Source organism: Cohnella ginsengisoli, from assembly GCF_029525555.1.
Classification (GTDB): Bacteria; Bacillota; Bacilli; order Paenibacillales; family Paenibacillaceae; genus Cohnella; species Cohnella ginsengisoli.
Window position 1 is genome coordinate 1601987 of record NZ_JAPDHZ010000002.1, and the last position, 22218, is coordinate 1624204.

22 protein-coding genes are annotated in these 22218 nt (G+C 59.9%); all 22 read right to left on the reverse strand.

Going from position 1 to position 22218, the window contains the following annotated elements; genetic code table 11:
• Positions 1-31: 31 nt before the first annotated feature.
• The 22 genes from OMP38_RS07745 to galU all read right to left on the reverse strand — a co-directional run bounded on the left by OMP38_RS07745 (position 32) and on the right by galU (position 22137).
• Positions 32-847 (reverse strand): ABC transporter permease, encoded by an 816-nt coding sequence (locus OMP38_RS07745; RefSeq protein WP_277564559.1) that lies wholly within the window; start codon positions 845-847, stop codon positions 32-34.
• Complete coding sequence (locus tag OMP38_RS07750) at positions 831-1754, reverse strand: ABC transporter ATP-binding protein (protein ID WP_277564560.1); 924 nt, start codon at positions 1752-1754, stop codon at positions 831-833. Before OMP38_RS07750 ends, OMP38_RS07745 begins: the two co-directional genes overlap by 17 nt.
• A gap of 231 nt (positions 1755-1985) precedes the next feature.
• Positions 1986-2603 (reverse strand): P-loop nucleotide/nucleoside kinase family protein, encoded by a 618-nt coding sequence (locus OMP38_RS07755; RefSeq protein WP_277564561.1) that lies wholly within the window; start codon positions 2601-2603, stop codon positions 1986-1988.
• A 102-nt stretch (positions 2604-2705) separates the two neighbouring features.
• Positions 2706-2933, reverse strand: a complete 228-nt coding sequence (locus OMP38_RS07760; protein WP_277564562.1) for a hypothetical protein — start codon at positions 2931-2933, stop codon at positions 2706-2708.
• A 185-nt stretch (positions 2934-3118) separates the two neighbouring features.
• Positions 3119-3595, reverse strand: coding sequence for a PilZ domain-containing protein (locus OMP38_RS07765; protein ID WP_277564563.1), 477 nt, complete (start codon positions 3593-3595; stop codon positions 3119-3121).
• A gap of 90 nt (positions 3596-3685) precedes the next feature.
• Positions 3686-4216, reverse strand: a complete 531-nt coding sequence (locus tag OMP38_RS07770; protein ID WP_277564564.1) for a VanZ family protein — start codon at positions 4214-4216, stop codon at positions 3686-3688.
• Complete coding sequence (locus tag OMP38_RS07775; RefSeq protein ID WP_277564565.1) at positions 4213-4383, reverse strand: hypothetical protein; 171 nt, start codon at positions 4381-4383, stop codon at positions 4213-4215. The genes OMP38_RS07770 and OMP38_RS07775 overlap by 4 nt, the downstream gene beginning before the upstream one ends.
• A 36-nt stretch (positions 4384-4419) precedes the next feature.
• Positions 4420-5805 carry a sugar phosphate nucleotidyltransferase gene (locus tag OMP38_RS07780; RefSeq protein WP_277564566.1) on the reverse strand — a complete coding sequence of 462 codons (1386 nt, stop codon included), beginning with the start codon at positions 5803-5805 and terminating at the stop codon, positions 4420-4422.
• A complete protein-coding gene (locus OMP38_RS07785) occupies positions 5802-8156 on the reverse strand; it encodes a glycosyltransferase family 4 protein (protein ID WP_277564567.1) in 2355 nt (784 codons plus the stop codon). Before OMP38_RS07785 ends, OMP38_RS07780 begins: the two co-directional genes overlap by 4 nt.
• The gene (locus OMP38_RS07790) at positions 8153-9340 is read right to left on the reverse strand and encodes a glycosyltransferase family 4 protein (RefSeq protein WP_277564568.1); all 1188 of its coding nucleotides are present in this window, start codon (positions 9338-9340) and stop codon (positions 8153-8155) included. Before OMP38_RS07790 ends, OMP38_RS07785 begins: the two co-directional genes overlap by 4 nt.
• Before the next feature lie 79 nt (positions 9341-9419).
• On the reverse strand, positions 9420-10070 hold the full coding sequence (locus OMP38_RS07795; protein WP_277564569.1) for a CatB-related O-acetyltransferase: 651 nt from the start codon (positions 10068-10070) through the stop codon (positions 9420-9422).
• Positions 10067-10747, reverse strand: a complete 681-nt coding sequence (locus tag OMP38_RS07800; RefSeq protein ID WP_277564570.1) for a hypothetical protein — start codon at positions 10745-10747, stop codon at positions 10067-10069. The genes OMP38_RS07795 and OMP38_RS07800 overlap by 4 nt, the downstream gene beginning before the upstream one ends.
• Positions 10748-10752: 5 nt before the next feature.
• Complete coding sequence (locus OMP38_RS07805) at positions 10753-11697, reverse strand: glycosyltransferase family 4 protein (protein WP_277564571.1); 945 nt, start codon at positions 11695-11697, stop codon at positions 10753-10755.
• Positions 11698-11916: 219 nt separating this feature from the next.
• On the reverse strand, positions 11917-14058 hold the full coding sequence (locus OMP38_RS07810; RefSeq protein ID WP_277564572.1) for a glycosyltransferase: 2142 nt from the start codon (positions 14056-14058) through the stop codon (positions 11917-11919).
• Between the two features lie 28 nt (positions 14059-14086).
• On the reverse strand, positions 14087-14704 hold the full coding sequence (locus OMP38_RS07815) for a lipopolysaccharide biosynthesis protein (protein WP_277564573.1): 618 nt from the start codon (positions 14702-14704) through the stop codon (positions 14087-14089).
• On the reverse strand, positions 14656-15264 hold the full coding sequence (locus OMP38_RS07820) for a hypothetical protein (protein WP_277564574.1): 609 nt from the start codon (positions 15262-15264) through the stop codon (positions 14656-14658). The genes OMP38_RS07815 and OMP38_RS07820 overlap by 49 nt, the downstream gene beginning before the upstream one ends.
• 161 nt (positions 15265-15425) lie before the next feature.
• Positions 15426-17993 (reverse strand): glycosyltransferase, encoded by a 2568-nt coding sequence (locus OMP38_RS07825; RefSeq protein ID WP_277564575.1) that lies wholly within the window; start codon positions 17991-17993, stop codon positions 15426-15428.
• Positions 17994-18031: 38 nt separating this feature from the next.
• Entirely contained in the window at positions 18032-19111 is a 1080-nt protein-coding gene (locus tag OMP38_RS07830; RefSeq protein ID WP_277564576.1) for a glycosyltransferase family 4 protein, read from the reverse strand.
• A gap of 31 nt (positions 19112-19142) precedes the next feature.
• Entirely contained in the window at positions 19143-19871 is a 729-nt protein-coding gene (locus OMP38_RS07835) for a nucleotide sugar dehydrogenase (RefSeq protein WP_277564577.1), read from the reverse strand.
• Positions 19837-20511, reverse strand: a complete 675-nt coding sequence (locus OMP38_RS07840; RefSeq protein WP_277564578.1) for a 3-hydroxyacyl-CoA dehydrogenase NAD-binding domain-containing protein — start codon at positions 20509-20511, stop codon at positions 19837-19839. Before OMP38_RS07840 ends, OMP38_RS07835 begins: the two co-directional genes overlap by 35 nt.
• Positions 20512-20541: 30 nt before the next feature.
• A complete protein-coding gene (locus tag OMP38_RS07845; protein WP_277564579.1) occupies positions 20542-21237 on the reverse strand; it encodes a sugar transferase in 696 nt (231 codons plus the stop codon).
• Positions 21238-21246: 9 nt separating this feature from the next.
• Positions 21247-22137, reverse strand: coding sequence for a UTP--glucose-1-phosphate uridylyltransferase GalU (gene galU / locus OMP38_RS07850; RefSeq protein WP_277564580.1), 891 nt, complete (start codon positions 22135-22137; stop codon positions 21247-21249).
• Between the last annotated feature and the right edge of the window lie 81 nt (positions 22138-22218).

A 22218-nucleotide genomic window follows, 5' to 3' on the forward strand; every position in this document is an offset into this window, starting at 1 on the left:
CGGAAACCGCGCCCAAATACCGTTCGAACCGTTAAGCCGATACGTCGCGCTTGGTGAACACCGTCCAAGAGATGACGTTGAAGATGATGAAGTACGCCGCCAATACGCCGAGCGAGAATGCGTAGGTCGTCGGATGGTCGGGTACGGGCGTGCCGCCGTTCACGTAAGTGGACAGCCCCAAATGCGGGAACAGCACGTATTTGACCCACGCCTTGTCCGTCAGCGACAGCAGGCCCGAGATCATGCTGCCGGAGAACAGCAGGAACAGCGACAGTCCGATCGCGAGGCCGCTGCTGCGGAACGCCGAGGACAGCATGAAACCGAAAGTGACGACGACGATCAGCGTGATGAATTCATCCAGATAATACCGAAGCGCGTAAGCCCAAGGCGAGCTGCCCGCGAGCGGCGACTGCTCGGAGATCAGGTTGGCCGGATTCGCCGTATAACCGAACGCGATGACGTTCGCCAGCCAAGTCACGACGAAGCTGACGACGGTAAACAAGAGCGCGAACAGGACGATCGAGATGAACTTGGACAACAAGATCGACGAGCGGCTCCACGGACGGATCAGCAGCAGCTTGATCGTGCCCCGGGAAAATTCGCCCGCGACGGTCTCCGAGGACTTGACGACCGCGAAGATCGTGATCAGGAGAAACAGGATCTGGGACTCCAGCATCATCGCTTCCCAGTTGTTCGCGTTGTTGTCCTCGGCCAGCAGCGCGAAGGCGACCGTGAACAGCAGCGGTATGACGACCGTAATACCCAGCATAATCCACGTGCTGATCCGGCGGTATATTTTCATATTCTCGTTCTGCACGAGATTCCAGAAGCTAGCCAATGGTCTCACCCCCGGTGACCTCGAGGAATTGGTCCTCGAGCGACTTGATCTTGACGCGGATGCCGTAAACCCGGATCCCCGCCGCGACCAGCCGGGCGTTCATGTCGGCGATCGTCTCGCGATCGGCCGTCACGCTGAAGCCCCCTTCGGCGAATCGCGCCGAGCCTCGGCCCTCCAATACGGTCACGGCCTCGCTCGGGCGGTCGACCTCGAACAGCACTTCCTCCAGCCCCGCAGCCGCTCCCGCGGATTCGGCGCGCAGCGACCGGATATCGATGAGTTCGCCCTTCTGGATGATGGCGACGCGGTCGCACATGAGCTCCATCTCCGAGAGCAAATGGCTCGATACGAAAACGGCGGTGCCTTCTTCCCTGGACAGCTTGCGCAAATAATCGCGCAGCTCGCGGATGCCCGCCGGGTCGAGGCCGTTGGTCGGCTCGTCCAGGATCAGCAGCGCGGGGCGATGCAGGATCGCCTGCGCGACGCCGAGCCGCTGGCGCATGCCGAGCGAATACTTTTTGACTTTGTCGTGAATGCGGTCCTGCAGGCCGACCAGCGCGACCACCTCGTCGATGCGCGCCTTGGTGATGCCCGGGTTCATGCGTCCGAAATGAATCAAATTCTGATAGCCCGTCAGGTACTTGTACATCTCCGGGTTCTCGACGATCGCGCCGACGCGGGCGATCGCTTGGGGAAAGGATGTCTTGACGCTATGGCCGGCGATCGAGATATCGCCGCCCGACATCGTGATCAATCCGACCATCATGCGGATGGTCGTCGTCTTGCCTGAACCGTTGGGGCCGAGGAATCCGAACACTTCGCCGGGATTCACTTCAAGCGTGAGACGATCGATGATCGTCCGGCCGCCAATGCGCTTCGATACGTTCTGCAGGCTGACGACGGGCGCTTGGGACATGATTTCTCCTCCGAATGTAGATTTGTAAATCTTCACCATTATAGCAAATGTCGACAGGCGCGACCAAAAAAAGAAATAGAGCGCGTAATGCGGGAGCTCGGGACGACGAGGAGGAGGAGGGGACTTAAGGAGGGGATGCCGGTAGGGGGACGCCATTCGCACAGTCAGCCGATTGTCGATTGGAGGCGTTGGACGCGAAAAACCGCATACGCCGAACGAGGCGGTACCGGGTCAGTCCGCAGCGTCCGCAAAGGTCTCGTCGGTATCGCCGTAAATAAACCGTTCGATCCTGCCGGCGGCGAATTCGGGAGATGCCGTCGAATTGTCGACGTACAAGACGGCATTCGACGGCATCGGCCAGGCGACCGTCTTGCGGCCGAGGCTCAGGCTGAATCGCTCCCAATGTTCGAGCTTCCATTTGTCCAGCGTGCCGCCTCTGCCCGCGATCCGCTCTCTGTAGCGCGACTCGTCCGAGAGGAACACCGATACGACCTTGACCCGAACGGCAGCCGGATTCAGGCCGGTCCGGTCAAGCTCGGATCGCAGCCAGCCCGGATCGTTCAATTCCCGGGAAAACGGACCGATCACGATCGTATCCGTGCCCAGCGCCACATTTTCCAGCGCGGCGTCCATCGTGATCCGATAGCCGAGGTCTCGGCACAGCGACTTGTAAGCCTGCGAATCTCTGTCCGCCGGATCGAGCCCCGCCTGGGTCATGAGCGCTTCGGCCGCCGGACGGAGCAACGTGTCCATGTCGAATAAGGCCGCATGACGCGCTGCCGCGACCCGCTTGGCCAGCGTCGTCTTGCCCGCTCCCGCGCCGCCCACCACGAATACCAGGTTTACCATCGCCTCGATCCCCCGCCCGTCCGACTTTTGATTTCATTATCGGTCCGCTCCGGCATGGGGTCAAGCGGAAGAACGGAGGACGACGCTTCGTCCGGCAAGAAATTAGATCGCGATCATGGCGGAAGACGGCGAGCGCCATTCGTCGCTTTTCTGCAACCGGAGCAGTTCCGCGGAATTTCCGGCGTCGCTCAGTCCGTGCTTGGCGCAGCAGCTCCTGCAGCAGCCCAGCGGATAGATAACGGTGTAATACCCCGATTTAAAAAGCAATCTCGCTTCTAGCAATCCTATCAGCTCATTGCATGCCACGCAGTAGAATTGACCTTGGATCATCGCGAGCCGCCTCCCGTTATTGACTCAGGATCGCCTTTCATTACACGATATGTAACATTTTGATACACATCGTATCTTATGACTTGATCTTACTTACCCTTTTCTTGCTTGTCAAGAACGATTCATTAAAAAGTTAAAATATAACCTCAGGATTGATAGCGCTTTCTTTGCCGACTAAAAGAAAACTACCGCCGCAACAAGGGATCCAGTTGCGAACGGTAGATGCGATGAATGCGGCTTTGATGCGGGCAGGCCTTAAGAATCAACGCATTAAGCAGCCGAACGAGCAAGATCGTCTCCACTGCGCCGGACGCGAACTTCACGCCGTAGCGGAATCCGTATTCGTCCTCGCGGCACCATACGAGCCGGCCTTTGATTTTCAAGGTCATGCCTTCCAACTGCCATTCCATGCGGTAAACCGCGTCGTCGCGCACCGGAAACCGGAGTGCCGTCCGGAAGGAGCAGCCCGCCGGGCTCAGGTCGACCAGTTCGACCTGCGCCGGCGGCAGCGCCGGACGAACGTCGCCGATCCGGACGATATGGATGCGGGCCAAGGCTACGCCGTTCATTCGCAGTCGTATCTGCCCGCGCTGCTCCCGCTTCGTGTCCGACAGCGTCAATACGCGGTTCATTTGCTCGGATTCGGATGATTCAAGTTGCATGGTTCGCCCTCCGTCATGAGAGAATTGCGGCCGCCGCCGCGCGCTGCGCCCTCTCGTTGCGTCATTTCGTTGCAACACCCTCGCCCGAAGTTAAAGAGGCGAGGATCCGGCCCCCCGTCGGGCAGCTTTGATCGCGCCAACGATAGCCAGGAGTATCGCGGTGACCAGCAGTCCGCCGCCGACGTCCAGCAGCACGTCGATCGGCTGGCCGGTTCTGCCTGCGACGCGAGCTTGATTCCATTCGTCGACGCACGCAGCCGCCGACATCAGTGCCGCCGCCGCGCCCAGCCGATGGAGCGCGCTCGGCGCGAGACGGGGCAGCGACTTCAGCGCGAGATACAGGCTGGCGCACAGGGAAGCGTACCAAAAGACGTGCGCGCTCTTGCGAAACAGAAACTCGATGAACTGGTAAGGGGCTTGCTTGGCCGAAACCAGCGAATGGCCGTACCTGAACGAGACGTCGGGCAGCAACGCCGACAACCGAAATTCAGAAATATGCCGTTGCAGCAGCGGGATGATCGTTTGCTCGTCGTAGGTCTGGGAAGAGAAAAAGAAGATCAGCGCGAGGCATGCGACGGCCGGCAGCGCCTGCGCGAAACGCACGGCTTTGAAGCGGCTCATGCTTCCCTTTCTTCGCCGCCGTTATCGCGCAAAGAGGCCGCCGCCTTCCGGCGGGTGCTCATCGGCACGACAGACAAACCATTGACGCAGTAGCTCAGGCGATACAACATATCGTGGGCTTTTTTCTTGCCGTAAACCGCGCAGTACGTTCCGTCTTTGTAATGCAAGCCCCACTTGACGAATTTATTCTTGCCAATCGGATATCACTCTCCCCCGCCGATAGACGCCCGGTCCTTCCCGTCCCAGGCCATTTCCCTGACATCCTCGGCGGACAGATCCGCCCCGATCTGCACTTCGACCAGCGTCAGGTCCGTTAACGCGAGCATGCCGTGCTTCGCCGCTGCGGGGATGTGTACGACATCGCCCGCCCGCATTTTGCGCAAGATTCCGTCCAGCAGCAGCGCGCCTTCGCCCGACGCGATCGTCCAAGTCTCGCTCCGAAGCCGATGCGCATGGTACGGCAGCTGCTTGCCGGCGTGCATTTGAATCAAGCCGACCTTCATAAGGCTGCTCTCGCCGGATACGTTGCAGTCGAGCACTCTGTAGGAGCCCCATAGCCGTTCCTCGAACATCGGTTCATCGTCCCGGCTACCGACCATTTCCTTCACTTTGGGGCTCTTCTGTTTGTCCGCCACCAATATGCCGTCGGGACTGGCGGAGACGATCACGTTCGGCAGCCCGAGCAGCACGATCGGCAGCCCGAGTTCGTTGACGATATGCGAGCCCGTCGATTCCCCGCACTTCGTTCCGTTGCCGATGACACCCGTCTTGATCTCTTCGGTGAGCGTATTCCACGTTCCGAGGTCCTTCCAATACCCGTCATACTCAGAGACCGCGACCGTGTCGGCTTGCTCGACGACCTCATAATCGAAGCTGATCTTCGGCATCCTTTCGTAGCTGCGGACCAGCTCCTCGTAGTTGATGGGCAGCTGCTTTTCGATCAACATATCGATCAGCATGCCGAGTCGGAAGGCGAATACGCCGCAATTCCATAGCGCGCCCTCCGCGATGAGCCGCTTCGCCTCTTCCTCGGACGGCTTCTCCGTGAACCGGCCGACGAGCTGCCAAGCATCCGAAGACGAAAGATCGGCGCTCGCGGCCGCGGGCTTCGGGACGATATAGCCGTATTTCTCGGAGGGGTGCAGCGGCTTCACGCCCATCAAAGCGAGCGGGGCGCCGGACGCATGGAGCACTCGATCCAGATCCGCGACGCGGTCGAAAAAGCGATCCTCGACGAACGGATCGACCGGCAGCACGGCGATCGTCTCCTGCAGCGAGACGCCTTCGATCGCGTACAGGTAGACGGCGGCCAGCGCGATTGCCGGAAACGTATCGCGACGATGCGGCTCCAGCACCATCGGCACATCCCCGAGCTGCGAGCGGATCATTTCCGCCTGGTTGCTGCCGGTCGCGATATAGGCGTCTCCCGCCAGACCCGACGCGCCGAGCTGGCGCCAGACGCGCTGAACCATCGATTCCATCGCGCCGTCCTCGCGCTCGAGCACCTTCAAAAACTGCTTGGACCGGGTCTCGTTGGAGAGCGGCCACAGCCGCTTGCCCGATCCTCCAGACAGTAAAACCAGCTTCATACGACCGCTTCCTTTCTTTGTCCTGCCGGGCTTGCCGCCGGCTGCTCTCTGGCGGACAGCGCCGCGGATACGGCGGACCGGATCTCGCGCTCGAACCGCTCCTCGCCGAAGCCCGCCGCATAGGCGCGGATGCGCGCCGAATCCCATGTCCAGGACTGGAATCCGAGCAGCGTCCTCGCGAGCGACTCTCGCGTCTGCTTTTCAAAAAACAGGCCGTTCAAGCCTTGGCGGATCGTATCCAGCGCCCCGCCCTCCCGATAAGCGATAACCGGCCGCCCGCAAGCGTTGACCTCGAGCGGCGTAATGCCGAAGTCCTCGACGCCCGGAAAAAGGAGCGCCCGGCATCCGCGCATAAGGCGCTCGACTTCGCCGTCCGGCAGTCGTCCGAGGAAGGAGACGCTCGGACCGGCCAGCCGCGCCAGCCGCTCGCGATCCGGCCCGTCGCCCACGACGATCAGCCGCTCGCCGAGCAAGGAGCACGCCTCGACGGCCAGATCGATCCGCTTGTATGAGACGAGCCGCGATACGACGAGATAATAGTCGCCTGGCGCGCGCTCCTCCGCGCCCGCGCGGTCGAACCGCCCGGTATCGACCGGCGGATGAATGATCGTCGCCTGCCTGCCGTAGTGGTCGCGAATCCGCTCCTGTACGATGCTCGAATTGGCGATCAGTTCGTCCACTCCCGCGGTATTCGCCGCGTCCCAGCGGCGAAGCGGGGCGATCAGGAAACTCGACAGCTTCTTCACAAGCGCGGGCAGCTCCATGTCCTTCACGTAATTCCCGTAGTCCCAGGCGAAGCGCATCGGCGTGTGGCAGTAGCACACGTGCACGGCGCCTTCGGGCACGCGCACCCCTTTGGCATACGCGCTGCTCGAGCTGACGATCAGGTCGTAGCCGCTCAGGTTCATCGACCGCACCACGATCGGGTATAGCCAGAAATACCATTTAAAGCGCTTGTTGATGCCCGGAATGCGCTGCATCCACGTCGTCCGGATATCCGCCGAACGCAAATCCGCGGGCAGCCTGGACCTGTCCGCGATCGTCGTGAAAATCGGCGCTTCCGGATACATGCGCAGCAGCGAGGAGACGACCCGCTCCGCGCCGCCCATCTGGTTCAGGTAGTCGTGAACGATCGCTACCCGCGGTCCCGCGCCCCGCGCGGGCCGGAGCTCGCGATAAAGCGCCTCGATCTTGGTGACCGTCGAGGCGATGCCGAACTTGCTGCGCGCGCGGTCGTAGGCCGCCCGCCCCATGACGAGCCTGCGCTCGGGCTGCGCGATCAGCTCTCCGATGCGGTCGGCCAGGGCGCGGACTTCGCCGACCTCGTACAGCAGCCCGCTCACGCCTTCGGTCACGATCTCGGGAACGCCGCCGGCCCGCGTGCCCACGACCGGAATCCCTTCTCCCATCGCCTCGATCAATACGCGGCCGAACGGCTCGTTGTCCGAACATAAGACAAGGAGATCCGCCGCCCGGCAGATCTCCTTGATATCGCTTCTGAAGCCCGTAAATACGACGCGTCCCGCCAGGTCCGCCGCGGCCGCCATCGTCTTCAGCCGCTCGGCGTACGCGATGTTTTCCTCGCGGAACTTCGGCTCGCCGACGACCCAGAGCCGTACGTCCATCCCGCGCGCGAGCAGCAGCCGGAGCGCCTCGATCGCGTCCTCCTGCCGCTTCCACGGCGCGATCTGGCCGACGATCGTCACGACGACCGCGTCCGGCGAAGCGCCGAGCTCGCGCCGGATTCGGACGCGATCCGCCTCGCGGTCGGCTTCGTCGGCGTGCTCGAGGGCGACGCCGTTGTGGATGACGGTGGCAAGCTCGCGCGGTGCGCCCCGCCTCGAGCCCGATTCGGACCTTCGGGCCGACTTGTCCGCCAACTCGGCCGTGCCTTGCCTGACCGCTTCGGAGATGCATACGAGCGACGACGCGCTGCGCGCGGCCACGGCTCTCACGAACTTCCCGACCAAGCCTTGCGGCATATGGTCCCGAATATGCCAGACGACGGGAAGCTTCCTTGGCCGCGCGAACAAGGAAACGATGAGGCCCGCGCGAATCGAATTCGCATGTACGATATCCAGCTCGTGCTCGCGGATAAGCTTGGCCAGTCGCCTGCCTTCCGCGGCCATGCCGACCGCGTGGCGAAGCAGCTTCAGCGGATTCCGCGTCAGGCGCGCCCGGTAGCCGGGCACGACCGCGTATTGAAGTCCGGCGGCACGCGCCCTGTCTGCAAGCTCTCCTTCCGGGCCGAGCATCACCGCCTCGTTCTCCCAGAGATTGGAGGCCATCGTCAGCAAACTAATCTCCGCGCCGCTAACGTCAGCCGTATGGTTGTAATAACCGACCTTCATCGAGCAGACCTCCTCCTGCGCGATTCTATAGCCGCTTCAAATACTGCGGTGACGCGTCCGGCAACTTCGGTCCACGTATAATGCTCCAGGACGTGCCTTCTGCAAAGCTCGCGGCTCGGCAAGTGGTTTTGGCCGCCTAGCCAGCGCTTGATCGACTTCGCCATCGCCTCGGCAGAATCGTCTTCGAAGAGCAACGAGGGTTCGAAAGGCGACAGGATCTCCCGCGTGCCGCCGTTCGGCGTACCCATCACGGGCGTGCCGCAAGCGAGAGACTCCACCGTCACCAATCCGAAGCCTTCCAGCGTAACGGTCGGCACGACGCTGCAATCGGCGGCTTGATACCACTTCACTAACTTCTCGTTGGACAAGCGTCCGGTAAAGATAACCTTTCCCGCTAATCCCAGCTTGCCGGACAACGCTTCCAGCTCGCTCCGCATCGAACCGTCTCCTGCGATAATGAGAACGGCTTCGGGGTGCTCCGCCGAGACCGCCGCCATCGCCTGAATGAGCCTGTCGATCCCCATCCTTCTGACGAGCCTGCGCACGCAGAACAGCACGCGCCGCCCCTCTCCGATTCCGAGTTCCTCCCGAACTTGACGAACGTCTCCGGCCGGCCGAAAGCGCGAGACGTCCACCGCTCCCGGAATCCGTACGATACGTTCTTCGGGAATGCCGTAATCTCGCTCTAAAATCTCGGCAAAGTGTCGGCTTAGCACGATAAACCTGTCCGAACGCCGATAGGCCAAACTCTCTACCGATTTTTTCATGCGATAACGGAGCAATCGAACCGTCGACGCTCCCTTATCCTCTACCATCGACTCCTCCGCCCAAGGGCCGTGAAAATGGGTGACAATCGGAATGTCGCGAGGCAGCGAACCTCTATTTACTAGCGATGCATATAGCGCGAAATGGGGGTTGTAAATTTCCGGCACCCATGATTTTCGATTCACTCCTCCGATCGCCTTTCGGAAGGCTCGCATACGATCCCAAGTTCCCGTACCGTCGCCGCTGCCGGGGACGGCCTCGACGTACGCGGGCGCCGTGCGCCGATCTCCGTCCGCGGTGACGAGGGCCCGCAGCTCATGCCCCGCCTCCGTCATCGCGCTCGAATAATCCGCAAAGTACCGGTTCAAACCGCCGGGCTTGTGATCGATCCATCCCATTCCCGTCGTTAAAATGTTCATACCGCTTCCCCCTTATCGGCAGCCTCCGCTTGATCCGTGCGCCTCGTATCGTCTGCTTCACGCAGCTCATCCTCGGTCGTTAAATTGCCCAGGAACGCTTGCGGATCCGCGAACAGATGCCGGATTCGCGCGATCTCGTCCGCATTTTTTCCCACCAGCGGCTCCGCAGCAGCCTTTCCCTCTCCTCTGCGCCGAAGCGATACCTTACGATTTTGGCAGGCACGCCGACTGCAATGGCGTACGCCGGTATCCGGCCCGTGACGATCGCGCCCGCTCCGATGACGGCGCCGTCTTCGACGACGGCTCCCCGCAGCACCTGCGCGCCGGCGCCAATCCAGACGTCGTTCCCGATGACGGGTGCCGGCTTAGGTTGCGTCCACCCCGGTTCGGCGGCCGCTTCGCGAGGCATGGTCAAGCCGTCCTCGCAATACCAGAAAGGATGGGTGGACACCGCATCCAGCGGATGGTCGTCGCCGCCGATCAGCACGTTCGGTCCTATCGAGCAAAAAGCGCCGATACTGCCGGCGTCGATCAAGGCGCCCCCGCGCACGTAACTGTAACGGCCGATCGAAACACTCGGGCCGACCTTCGCAAGCGGCAAAATAAAAGCCGACTCATGGATGAGCGGCTGATTTTGAACCGCCCGCGCGGTCCAGTACTGCAGAAAAGCATGAAAAGTGATCGCGAAACGGCTTTTCCATCCGCTCATGCCTTTAAAACGATCGCTCATATGGCCTTATCCTCCGGCTTTCCCGGCGCATCGCCGCGCGATTGCTTCCACCGGAGAAGCAATGCCGCCGGATTGCCGAAATACGGAGCCATCTCTTGCAGCCTGGCGTCATCCCAGTCCCACCAGCGCATTTCGCGCAGCGCCGAGACGGTCTCAGCGTCAAATAACGTTCGGATTACTTTGGCCGGCACCCCGCCTACGACCGAATAAGCCGGCACATGCCCGGTCACGAGCGCGCCGGCCGCCACGACTGCGCCGTCTTCAATGACTGCGCCGCGCAAAATCGTCGCTCCCGTGCCAACCCATACGTCGTTGCCGATGACGGGGGCCGGTTTGGTTTGCGACCATCTGCGCTCGGCAGCGCGAAGGCCGCGATGATCTGGCGCATACCAAAAAGGATGCCTGGACACGCCCGAAAGCGGATGTTCGTCCGCTCCGATGGTCACGTTCCAGGAGATCGAGCAGAATGCCCCGATCGTACCGGCGTCGGCATGGACATTGTGTCCGATATACGTATGGCGTCCGATCTTGACGTCCGGATGAATCCTGCTCCCGCTCTCGATCGTGACGGTGAGATCCGTTTCGGGACCTTTACGCTGAACCGACCAATATTGAATAAAACGAAGCAGTCGCTGCATATTCGCGGCAAGCGAGATTTTGAACGAACGTGTCAGCATCCCGTTCAACCCCACGCCGGACGCAGCGCGCTTGCGTAGCGCCTGGCCGCGGCGCCCGCGTCGTGATTGCGCGCCTTGCGCGCCGCCGCCTCGCCCATGGCGAGCCGCAATGCCTCGTCGTTCTTGAGCAGCGCGATCGCATCGGCAAGACGCCGCGGATCTCTGCTCGGCACGACGAGACCGTCCTCGCCGTCTTCGATCAGATCCTGCATGCCCGTCTGGTTCGTCACGACGGCGGGCAATCCGGAGGACATCGCTTCGAGCGGCGCAAGGCCGAAGCCGTCCTCCACGGATGCGTGTACGTAAAGATGGGCTTCCCGAAGCGCCGGCAGCGGATCGCCGCTCGCGTGGCGAATCGATACGCCCATCCGTTTGAAATGTTCGATCGTTTCCCGTATGGCCCGCCAACCGATGCCGCCGATCAGCACGACTTCGATCTCGGTATCGTTCAGAAGACGAACGGCTTCGAGCAGGTAAATGAACCCTTTTCGAAGCGAGATCTGCCCTACCTGTACGATGCGGAACTTCGAACCGGTCGCTCTGCGCCGGAATTCGGGCGGGGGTCCCGTAAATCTGGCGGTATCGATCCCCAGAGGCGCATAAAGCAACTTTTCTGCAGGCACGCCGCGGCTGATAAAGCTGTCCCGCTGAAGAGCCGATGCGATCGTAATAAAATCCGCAAGCTCGTATTCTCGCCGGACCCGGCGCAGCCATTGGCGGGAGAAAGGGGATCCGCCCATGCGATATTTTCTATGCTCGGCCTCGGTCACCTCGTAGACGTGGTCGGCATGCGTCGTGGCAGCCTCCAGTACGGTGACGCCTCCCCAGCGCTTCACTTTTTCGAAGGATCGTTCCGCGAATCCGGGAAAACTATGATAGACGATCGGACGTTCCGGCAGACGTTCGGCGGCGCCGGCGTCGAATTGGCGACCGGTCAGGCTGGACTGCATGGCCGGAGACCACCTGATCGGCGTATATTTCATCGCCCGTGTCCAAGCTGGCGCCGGAATGGTTTGGCAGCGTTCCAGGGGGAGGCTTCGCCGCTTGCTCCCGGCACAAGATTTGAATCGGCCGACCGGCTCCGATAGCCGCTTTATGAATAAAACTGAGATGGCCGCCAAGTCCGCCTTCGCCGAAACCCGACGAACTTCCGGCATAGATCGGCATGATCATTTTCCGGCGACCTCCTTTCCGAGCATGAGGCTCATCGCCACCAAATCCTCGATCAGATTCGTGCGCTTGTCGGCGTTCAGATGGATAGGCCGCACGGCTTCCCGGGAATGATCGTTCTCCGACGCTTCGACGATCGTGTCCGCCAAGTCTTGTACATCCGCGCGCTTCGCCGTATATACGCCGTCCATGTACGATTGCCACTCCGATAATCCGCCCGCGTCGAATACGACGACCGGCTTGCCTCTGCGTCTCGCTTCCGGCACGACGAGTCCCGCCGGTTCCGGCCAGACGGACGGCACGACCAGAATATCCGCATTGTCGTAATAAGCGTCGATGGCCGAACCGTTCACGTGGCCCGTAAAAACGACCTCTTTGCGCAAGCCCAATTCAAGGGCAAGGTTTCTCATGTTGTCCGTAAACCAGCCGTCTCCGACGATCGTCGCCCGAACGCGATGTCCGTCATCCAAAAGTCGCCGAACCGCTCTTAAAAGATACTGCACGCCTTTGGTATAGTTGATCCTTCCGACGTACAACAATTCCAGCTCTTCCTTGACGCGCCGTCCCTGAAGAGGAGGATATCCAGTCGAGTCATTGCCGCCGAAGGAATTATCGATCACGCTCAGCCGTGCAGGATCGATCCCTTCCAGCGCTAGAAAATCGCTCATCGATCGGCTGACCGCATATACGCGGTCGCAGCCGCGGAGCGCCCCGATCAGTCCTCCGCTCCGTTTCAACGCGCGCAGCGCCTCCAGCGGCGAAATGTCCGTGCCGCATTTGCGCGCATACCATCGGTACAAGCACCCCGCGCCCGTGGGGTGCACGCAAATCTCGTCGACGTCCCGGAATAGCCGCGCGCCTGACGGACAAAGCGGACGGTGCACGGTAGCCGTAACCGGCGCATAAGCCGACAACAGTTCGGCCATTTTAGCCGTTTCGGGTCCTGCGTGCCAAACGATGATATCCGGTCGGAAGCGAGTCGCCAACGCCTCCCATGCTTCCCTGTCGTCCGGGAGAAGGCGCACGTCGATACGCTCTTCCCCCCAATCGTGTCGCGAATCTAATTCCATCACCGCGACCTGGGACAAGACTCCGCGATCCGTCAGGCGTCTCGTGAATTCGTATATGAATCTTTCGAGCCCGCCCGTCGGACCGAAGTGATCCGCGATCTGCAGGATGTTCAATCTCGACCACCCATCCCCGCGTTCGCTGATCTGAACCGATCCCTGCCGGTTTTCATCCATCGTCTCAGGCCCCGCCAATAACCCTGCTGTCCCGGTATGAACGAGGATACGACGAGGCGCTCGCCGCGGGTCCATGCGACCGCAAGACGAACCAAACCGGGCGTCGTCCGATCGCCTACGAACGCCGCATATACGAAACGCGACGTCATACGAAGCAAGCCGCCCCATCTGAGAATGCCAAGCTGAAGATTGTAGGCGGCATTCGCGGCAGCTTCGGGAACGGCTTTCCCCCCGCTGATCTTCATCGAAGCGAGGCGCGGGATAATGGTCAACGACGGCCGACGCGTCATAAATCAGCTTGTAGCCAAGCCATCTCGCTCTCAGGCACATATGGACTTCGAAGTGCACTTGCGCGCCCGTCCCGAGCAAGCCTTGGGGAAATTCGGTCAGTTCCCTGCGAAGGGACATATTCACGCCCTTCAGAACGTCCGCTTCGCGCGCGGGACCGTCGCCGATATGATGGTTGCCGATCAACTTCCCGTACCAGGTGACGAGGCCCACGCCGCACCCCGGCTTTGCCGGGATGCCAGGCTGGACATCTCTCCCCCCCACGCCGCCCACCCGCGGATCCGCGTAATGCCGAACCAGCTTCTCCAGCCAGTCCGGACGAGGGACGGCATCGTCGTCCGTATAAGCGATAATGTCCCCCAACGCGACATTCGTCCCTGCCTTCATGGCCGCAAGCACGCCGGATTCAGACACCTCGGTTACCGATTTGCCGTAGCTGGAATCGGTGGCGAGCCAGCGCAGCGCCAACGCTTTCGTTTCTTCGTCGCCGCTCCTAACCACGATTACGACATCATATCTCGGATATAGCTGACGATTAAGCCCCTCAAGGCATCTGGACAATTCGTCCGGACGCCTGTACGAGGGAACAACGACGGTAACACTCGTCATCCCGCACCCTCCACCATATTTATTGAATTTATCCTTCGGACCTGGCGTCTATCGCGGGCCTTCGTACGGCCCGTATCCTTCTCAAGCTTAGCAAGCGCATATCGGGTTTGAACAAATCCGTCGGGGACAACCCGGATCGGCAAGCGACAACTGCCGCATAGATCCATTTGACCGCGGAAGCGGCCAGCATGGCAATCGCCGCCGACGTTCCGCCCGAGACGGGCAGCAGCGCCAGCATGATCGCGAATCCCGAGGACAAACTGACGATCTCGGACAGCGTTACGGCATGGAACTTGCCGATGGTGTTCAAATAATTGATGAGTACCGCGCTGCATATCCTGAGCGGAGATCCGGCAAGCAGTAAGAGTCCCATCCAAACGGCAGGCTCATATTCTCGTCCGTAGAGCAGCGGCAGCGCAAAGGGAAGAAGAGAGGCGCCGGCGGCCGTGACCGCCAAGCTGCCGTAGAACAACAAGGCGTGGATACTCTCCACCTTGCGCTGACGCTGTTCTTCGTTCAAATCCATCAGCTTCGGCCATAAAAATACGCCAAGCGCGCCGAAGACAACCGAAGGCAGCAAGCCGCCTATGCTCGAAGCTACCGCGTACAGGCCGAGCGAGTACGGCGACAGTGCCAGCGATAGCACGAGCTGATCGAAGTTCCCCCCCGAAAATGGCGACGATTGAACCGCCGAAAATCTTGACGCCGTTCGACGTCAGATCCTTGGCCTGCGTCCGAAAATCGCGCAACGAGGGGCGGATCGCGCGAACGACCCAGATCATGGTCAATAGAAACGTAAGTCCTCCCCAAAGTACCGTGTTGAACCAGATCAGGCCTCCCACGGTTAAACGCCCGGTCGCCTCCAGTCCCCCCGATGACCGCGATTTGCCCTAGCGGGCTGAGAACCCGAAGGATCAACACTTTTTTAAATTGATTGCGGCTCTGCAGCGCGCCGATCAAGCCGTCGGTCAGAACGGCGAAGGGCAGGCATAGCATGGCAATGCGAGCGTACTGCAGGACTTCGCCCGATTCATCGCCCAATAATAAGGGCAGCGCCATCTCGCCGACAGCGAGCCCCAGCGCGCCAAATCCAAGGCCCAGCAGCAGATAGGCGCCGAGAAGCTCCCGCTGACGCCCTTGATACTGTTTGCCTAAATAAATCATGGCGCCGGGCAAACCTACCGCGAACAATCCGATGAGCAGCATCGCCCAACGCGTAGCCGCGGCGAACTCCCCCTCTGGCGTAGGGGCCCAGCCATCTTGCCATCATGATGCCCGTTACGACGTTGAGCGCCATAACCGCGATATTAAGCATGAAACTGGATATGAACAGGCGCTTCATGAGGAGGTCCCCTTTACTACTGCGTTTACGATGTCAGCGACCGCTCGAGAAATTCGCCGAACCGCTCGCTCATCACTTGCGAAGCGTAGGCTTCCTTGGCGCGACTGGCCGCCGCCGCGCCAATCCTCTCGTAAGATCCGGGGCTCTCGGCGATCCGAGCCATCCATCGGCTCAAATCATCCGGGCTGCCGTCGTACAAAATGCCGTTAACGCCGTTCCGCACGATCTCGGCCGGTCCGCCGCCGTCAACGGCCAATACGATCCGGCCGGCAGCCATCGCCTCGACGACGACCATGCCGAAGGGTTCGGAAACCGAGCTGCTGACCACCACGTCGCTCGCCCATAAATAGGGTTCGATGCTGCTCTGATGCCCGACAAAGTGAACCTGCCCGGACAATCCGGCGTTCGCGACCATCCGTTTTAACTCCTCCTCAAAGTCGGTATCGACGCCAAATAACGCACCGCCCACGATCAGCAGACATGCGTCCTTTCCTTTCAGCGCGTCTTGAAACGATCGAATGACCATATCCGTCCGCTTCCATCTCTGAAGCCTGCCGATGAACGAAAACAGCGTGGTAGAGTCGGCCAATCCAAAGGATGCTCGAACCGAGCGCCTGATCTCGCCATCTACCTCGTACTTGGCGACCGGAATTCCCGGAGGCTGCACGAAGGTCCGCCTTGCCGCCCGCACCTTGCGCTGGGCATCCGATACGGCCGTCGAAGGACAAACGACGGCTTTGGCGGGCAGCCAGCTCACAGACTTGTCGAACAGCCCGCCGGAAGGCACGCCATGCTGCCACCAAATGGCCGGAACGCGCTCCAGCCATGCGGCCGTTCCTCCGTAAAAGTGCGGCTTAGGCGACCAGCTCACGACTAAGCGCGCCGCCGAATTGCGTACCACTTGACGGATGGCGCCGACCGTTCGGGCAAATCTCAACGGCTGTCTGATACGACCGGAAGGAACGACATGAACGTCGAAGCCCAACGCGCCAACCTGCTTCGCCATCGGGCCTTCGTCAAGCAGCACGATCTCGGGGCGGTAGCGTTCGCGATCCACCCCTTCAAGCCAATTCATCAGCACGCGTTCGGCGCCGCCAAGCGCCGCGACATGGTTGACGACAACGATTCGCATCGCGCTCATACAGTCATCCTTTCCTGCCTCGTATTCAGCTCTTCCGTCGTTCGGACGGCGCCTTGATCCGGTATTCTGCCAAGCGCCAATCCCGTAAACAACCAAAAAGATCACCGCTTGCAAAGTCGCAAGCTCTCCACCGAAAAAGAAGCTTGCGAGCAAACCGATGAGAACGATCAATCCCAAAGTTCTAAGCGGTCCGGCTTCGCTGCTACGTATGAGCAATCCCTGAAGGCACATCGCTCTGAACACAAGCGCGCCGCCTAACAAACCGAAAGTAGCAAAAACGCCTAAATATCCGTTATCGACGGATGCAAGGCTTGTAAAATCGGTCGAGCCTCCGTTGAGGAGCGTGCTTCTGCCAATGCCTCCAAATCCGCTCCCGAAAGGATGGGAGATCAGATCGGGAATCGTACTGAACACGATGAGCAGGCGGGCGTTCGCAGAAGCATCCTCCTTCAAATGGCCTATCGTCGAGATTCGATCCGACAGCGCCTCTCCGCCCGGAAGATGCGGAAACACGAGAAAACCCGCAACGACGAGCACGCCCACGATGCTGATCATTCGCAACCTGCCGGCGCCGGTAGCAAGCAGCGCGTAGAAAACGATCTCGATGATCAGAACGATCCATGACGCTCTGACAAGCGTGATGGAAAGCGCGGAGATCATGAACAAGACGCCGGCCCAACCGAACGGACCGCGCCATTTGCGGTTGATGATCGCGGGCATGATCGCGGAAACGAGGAAAACGGAAAAAGCGCCGTTGGCGTTCAGCGTGGAAAACGCTTTGAACTTCAGCGGCTCGGCCGTACCCAAAGACACCATTTTGGCCCCTTCGATCCACATTTTGTCCCAAGCCGGCAAATATAAATATTGAAACCAAGCATAGACGGATAGCAGCGAGCCCATCGTGACATAAAACCGAATCCACGCCGCGCGCTCCCCGTCGTCCGACTTGCGCAGCATCATGTAGAAGAAGAGAATAAGAGGCGCACCATAATTAAGTAATCCGTAAATTCCCGCGAGGTTGTTCAGAAGCAAGCCCACCGCGCCTGCGTAGGCAAAGGGAAGCATATAGGCTTTGAGCAAACGAAGCTCTTTTCTCGACGGCGCGCGCTCTCTTCGGAAGAGCGGCAGCGCCAGGAGCGAAGTCGCAAGGACAGGCGCCAGGCTCAGCAGCGTCAACGAGGAATACGAGCCCAAGAGCCCCCAATCCATCAATCTGCGTATCTCCGGCCCCACTAACCAGATCAGGATGACGTACGGAACCAACTTCGAGGCGTTCGTCGCCGCGAGAATAAAACCGGGGATAAGGATCATGACCAGAATCGAAGCCTGCAGCAACCACTCGGGCCGCAAAATGACCGTCTTGCCGATCCACGCGGAGACGCCCAAGCCGATCGTTAGCAACGCCGCTTTTTGGACCATCGGCATCCACGCCTTTTTTTGCTTCGTTCGCATGCTTGCAACGTCCGTCATTCTCAACCGTTATCCCTCATTTATCGCGTATTAACCCCGACCGGGCCCTCGCCCGCCAGCAAAAATTCGTCAACCAGCACGGACCAGTCGTGATCCCTTGCCCACCTGAGAGCCGGCACCGTCCAACGCCCGTGATGGACAGGCGTAAGAAGCGACTCTATTAACGCATCCGCCAAATCGCGGTCTTCTACGATTCGCCCATACGCCCCGCCGGCCAACAACTCGATCGCGCCCGGATTCGGGGTCGTTACGACGAGCGTGCCGCTGGCCATCGCCTCCAGATAAGGAAGCCCGAACCCCTCATAAGTCGAGGGCATGCAAAAGACATGAGCCTGTCTGTACAAATCGGCCAGCTGCTCCTGCGACAACATTCGAAAATAAGTAACGCCCGGCGCTTCCTCGGAAGGATCGCAAACCATCCATAGCTGGGCCTCCGGAATCGAGGGCCGAATTCGCTCTTTAAACAGCTTGAGCAGCCATCTCCCTCGTTTGCGACTATCGAGCCCCCCTACGAACAATAGCGTAGGCGCGTCGTTTTTTGGACCCGGAGAAAAGCGCCGGGCATCGATGGGGAGATGCACGACCTTGTCGCTTTTTCTTTTGGGGTAAAGCCCGCGCGTATCTCCCGAATTAAACAGCGTAATGTCCGAACGCGCGGCCGAGACTTGTTCGAGCGCATATTGCAGCAGCAGATTGGCCTTCCGAAGCGCGCGTTTGTTGTGCGCCAACTCCCGCCATGCGCTGCCATGCATGATCCTGACCCATGGGGTCCCGGTTCTTCTCATGGCCCAATCGTCGCCGCTCGAAAGCACGAGATCGTACGCGTCGAACGACAACTTCCGCCCTAACAGCGGAGCCGCATAATAACGACGCAATCTGCCTTGCGTCGCTTTCTCCGCTACAGTCACGATCCGGTACGCGGCATCCTGCACCTCGTCCGGCGTTCTCACCGAATAGGCGGTAACGCGATGGCCCATTTCGGTTAACCGATTGCACAAGCGATGGTTAAAATGGCTCACGCCTCCCGTTCGCTCCCGGTCGGAGGGAAGCTCGTAGGCGATTACCGCAATCGCCTTGCTTATAGCGCCCAACATCCTCATCCTTTCCCGCAGCATCCTTCCTGCTTGCCGATCATGTCGAGAGCGCTGCCGACGGCAACGTACGCATCCCTACCCCGTAATAGTCAAGCCAGCTTCTCTCGGACGCCGGCAGCGCGTTACGGCCGTCCACGAATATCGGATGCTTCATCCGCTCGCGGTATGTACGTCCTCCATAATTAAGGTAGACCGGCCATTCGGTAACGAGCACCGCCGCATCCGCGTCCTGCAAGGCTTCGTCCAGGTTCGCCGTTGTCTTGACATCGGCCGGCAGCAAAGCCTTCGCCGCCTTCAAGCCAACGGGATCGTGCGCCGTCACGCTTGCGCCCTCGGCGAGCAGCGCCTCGATGACCGACAGGCTCGGCGCTTCGCGCATATCGTCCGTCTCGGGCTTGAAGGTTAGCCCCAGTACCGTCACCCGTCGGCCGGCAAGCGAACCTAAAGCGCCGCGCAGTTTTCCGATGAGTACGTATTTTTGAAACCGATTCACCTCGATCACGGAGGACAACAGCTTGAAATCGTAGCCGCTCGTGCCCGCGATGTGATGCAAGGCTTTGGTGTCTTTCGGAAAACAGCTTCCGCCGTATCCGATGCCCGCTTGCAAAAACGCCTTCCCGATGCGAGAGTCCGAGCCCAATATCGAGGCGATCTCCGAGACGTCCGCGCCGACCCGGTCGCAGAGGTTGGCCATTTCGTTAATAAAGCTGATTTTCATGGCCAGAAACGCGTTAGCCGCGTATTTGCCGAGCTCCGCGCTTTTCAAATCCACAGCGTAAAAAAGGAACCGACGCGAGGCCAGGCGGCCTGGGAGCGAAATCGGGAGGAGAAAATTCCTGTCTGAGGAGCGGACCGTAAAGCTCTCTTAACGCGGCTTGCGCCATCGGCGAGCCGCCGGCGACGATTCGTTCCGGATAGAGCGTATCCGGTATCGCGCTGCCTTGGCGAAGAAACTCCGGGTTCGAGGCGACGTCCGCGCGTTGGGAGATTCCTCGGGAAGCCATAAGCGCCGCCAGCTTGTCGCCGGTGCCGACGGGCACCGTGCTCTTATTGACGATGAGCGTCGGCGCGGACTTGTCGGCGATGCCGTCAAGAACCGTTTCCATCGCAGAGTAGAGATACGCGAGTTCCGGAGCTCCCTCCGCCTTTGCCGGCGTGCCCACGGCCAGGATGACGATATCGGCCTTTTCGGCAGCTTCCCGGCAATCCGAGGTAAAGCGGATCCGCTCCCTGCTTGCTTCCAGCATCTCGGGCAATCCGGATTCATAAAACGGAATGCGGCCTTTCTGCAAGTCCTGGATCTTGCTGTCGTTCGTATCCGCGCACACGACCTCATGCCCGATATAAGCCAGGCATACGCCCGTCGTAAGTCCAACGTACCCCGTGCCAATAACCGTTACTTTCATCGTTTACCTCCGGAGTCGCCATGCGTTTTCTCAATACGCGTCGCTTTTCAGAATCATCACCTTGAACGTACGGAATATCAGTCCGATATCCATGCGCAGGTTCCGGTGGCGGATGTAGTATAAGTCGAGCGCTACCATCTGCTCGAAGCTCAGGCGGCTTCTCCCGCTGACCTGCCACAACCCCGTGCAGCCCGGAATGACATGCAGCCGTTCCCGCTCCGCGATCGTATATTGCTCCACCTCTCTCGGCAGCGAAGGCCTTGGCCCGACGAGGCTCATCTCTCCCGTCAGCACGTTCCAGAGCTGGGGCAGCTCGTCTAGGCTCGTCTTGCGCAGCAGTCGGCCGATTCTCGTAATTCTCGGATCGTTTTTCATTTTGAACATTTTGCCTTGAATCTCGTTAAGCCGGAGCAATTGTTCGAGCCTTTGCTCCGCGTCCGTCGCCATCGATCGGAACTTGAACATCGTGAACTCTTGTCCCCACTTGCCGACTCGCACCTGCCGGAAAAAGACGCTTCCTCGCGGATCGTCGATTTTAATCATGATGGCCACGATAACCATCAGCGGACTTAGCGCAACCAATCCAATAGACGCCATCAGGATATCGAGCATCCGCTTGGAACGTTCGTAGGATCGGTGCGATCCCGGCGCGCTCCTCGCGATCCCGGCGGAATGATAGGGCACGCCGGCGTATGCCATCTCCAAATCCTTCGAAGACTTCGCCATGTGTCCCCCTTAACTGATCGTGCCGGCCGTATACGCGGACTGCATGAGATTCTCCATGGCTTCCAGCAACGGCTTGCGGAGCTCTTCGTTCTGCAGGGCGAAGTCGATCGTCGTCAAGATGAAGCCTAACTTTTCGCCGACATCGTATCGCCTTCCCGAGAAATGATAGGCATATGCTTGCCGGATTTCATTCAGTTTGGAGATCGCGTCGGTCAGTTGAATCTCGCCGCCGACTCCAAGTTCCTGCAGCTCGAGAAAATGGAAGACCTCGGGCGTAAGAACATATCGCCCCATAATGGCCAGATTGGACGGCGCCGTGCCGAGAGCCGGCTTTTCGACGAAGCTGGCCACCTTGTACATGCGGCCTTCTTTGCTTGCGGGGTCTATAATCCCGTAGCGCTGCGTCTCCAGATCCGATACAGGCTGCACGCCGATAATCGGCGATCCCGTGCGTTCATACCGATGAATAAGCTGTTTGAGGCAAGGCACCTCGGATCGAACGATATCGTCGCCAAGCAGGACGGCAAACGGTTCGTCTCCGATAAACCGTCTTGCGCACCAAACCGCGTGACCCAGGCCTTTCGGTTCCTTCTGACGGATATAGTGGATCTCGACCTTGGAAGATCGCCGGACCTCTTCCAACAGCTTGAGCTTGCCCTTTTCCGCCAGGTTGCTCTCCAATTCAAAAGCGTGATCGAAGTGATCTTCGATCGACCGCTTTCCTTTGCCCGTCACGATGATAATATCTTCGATGCCCGAATCCACCGCTTCTTCCACGATATATTGAATCGTAGGCTTATCGATGATCGGAAGCATTTCCTTCGGCATCGCTTTCGTAGCGGGCAAAAACCGGGTACCGAGCCCAGCGGCGGGAATAATCGCTTTACGGACTTTTTTCATGAGCTGTATCGCCTCCGGTCAGTCCTCGGAAATAATTAAAATAAAGACAGGGCATCTAACCCCTCCTCACGCCACACCCTT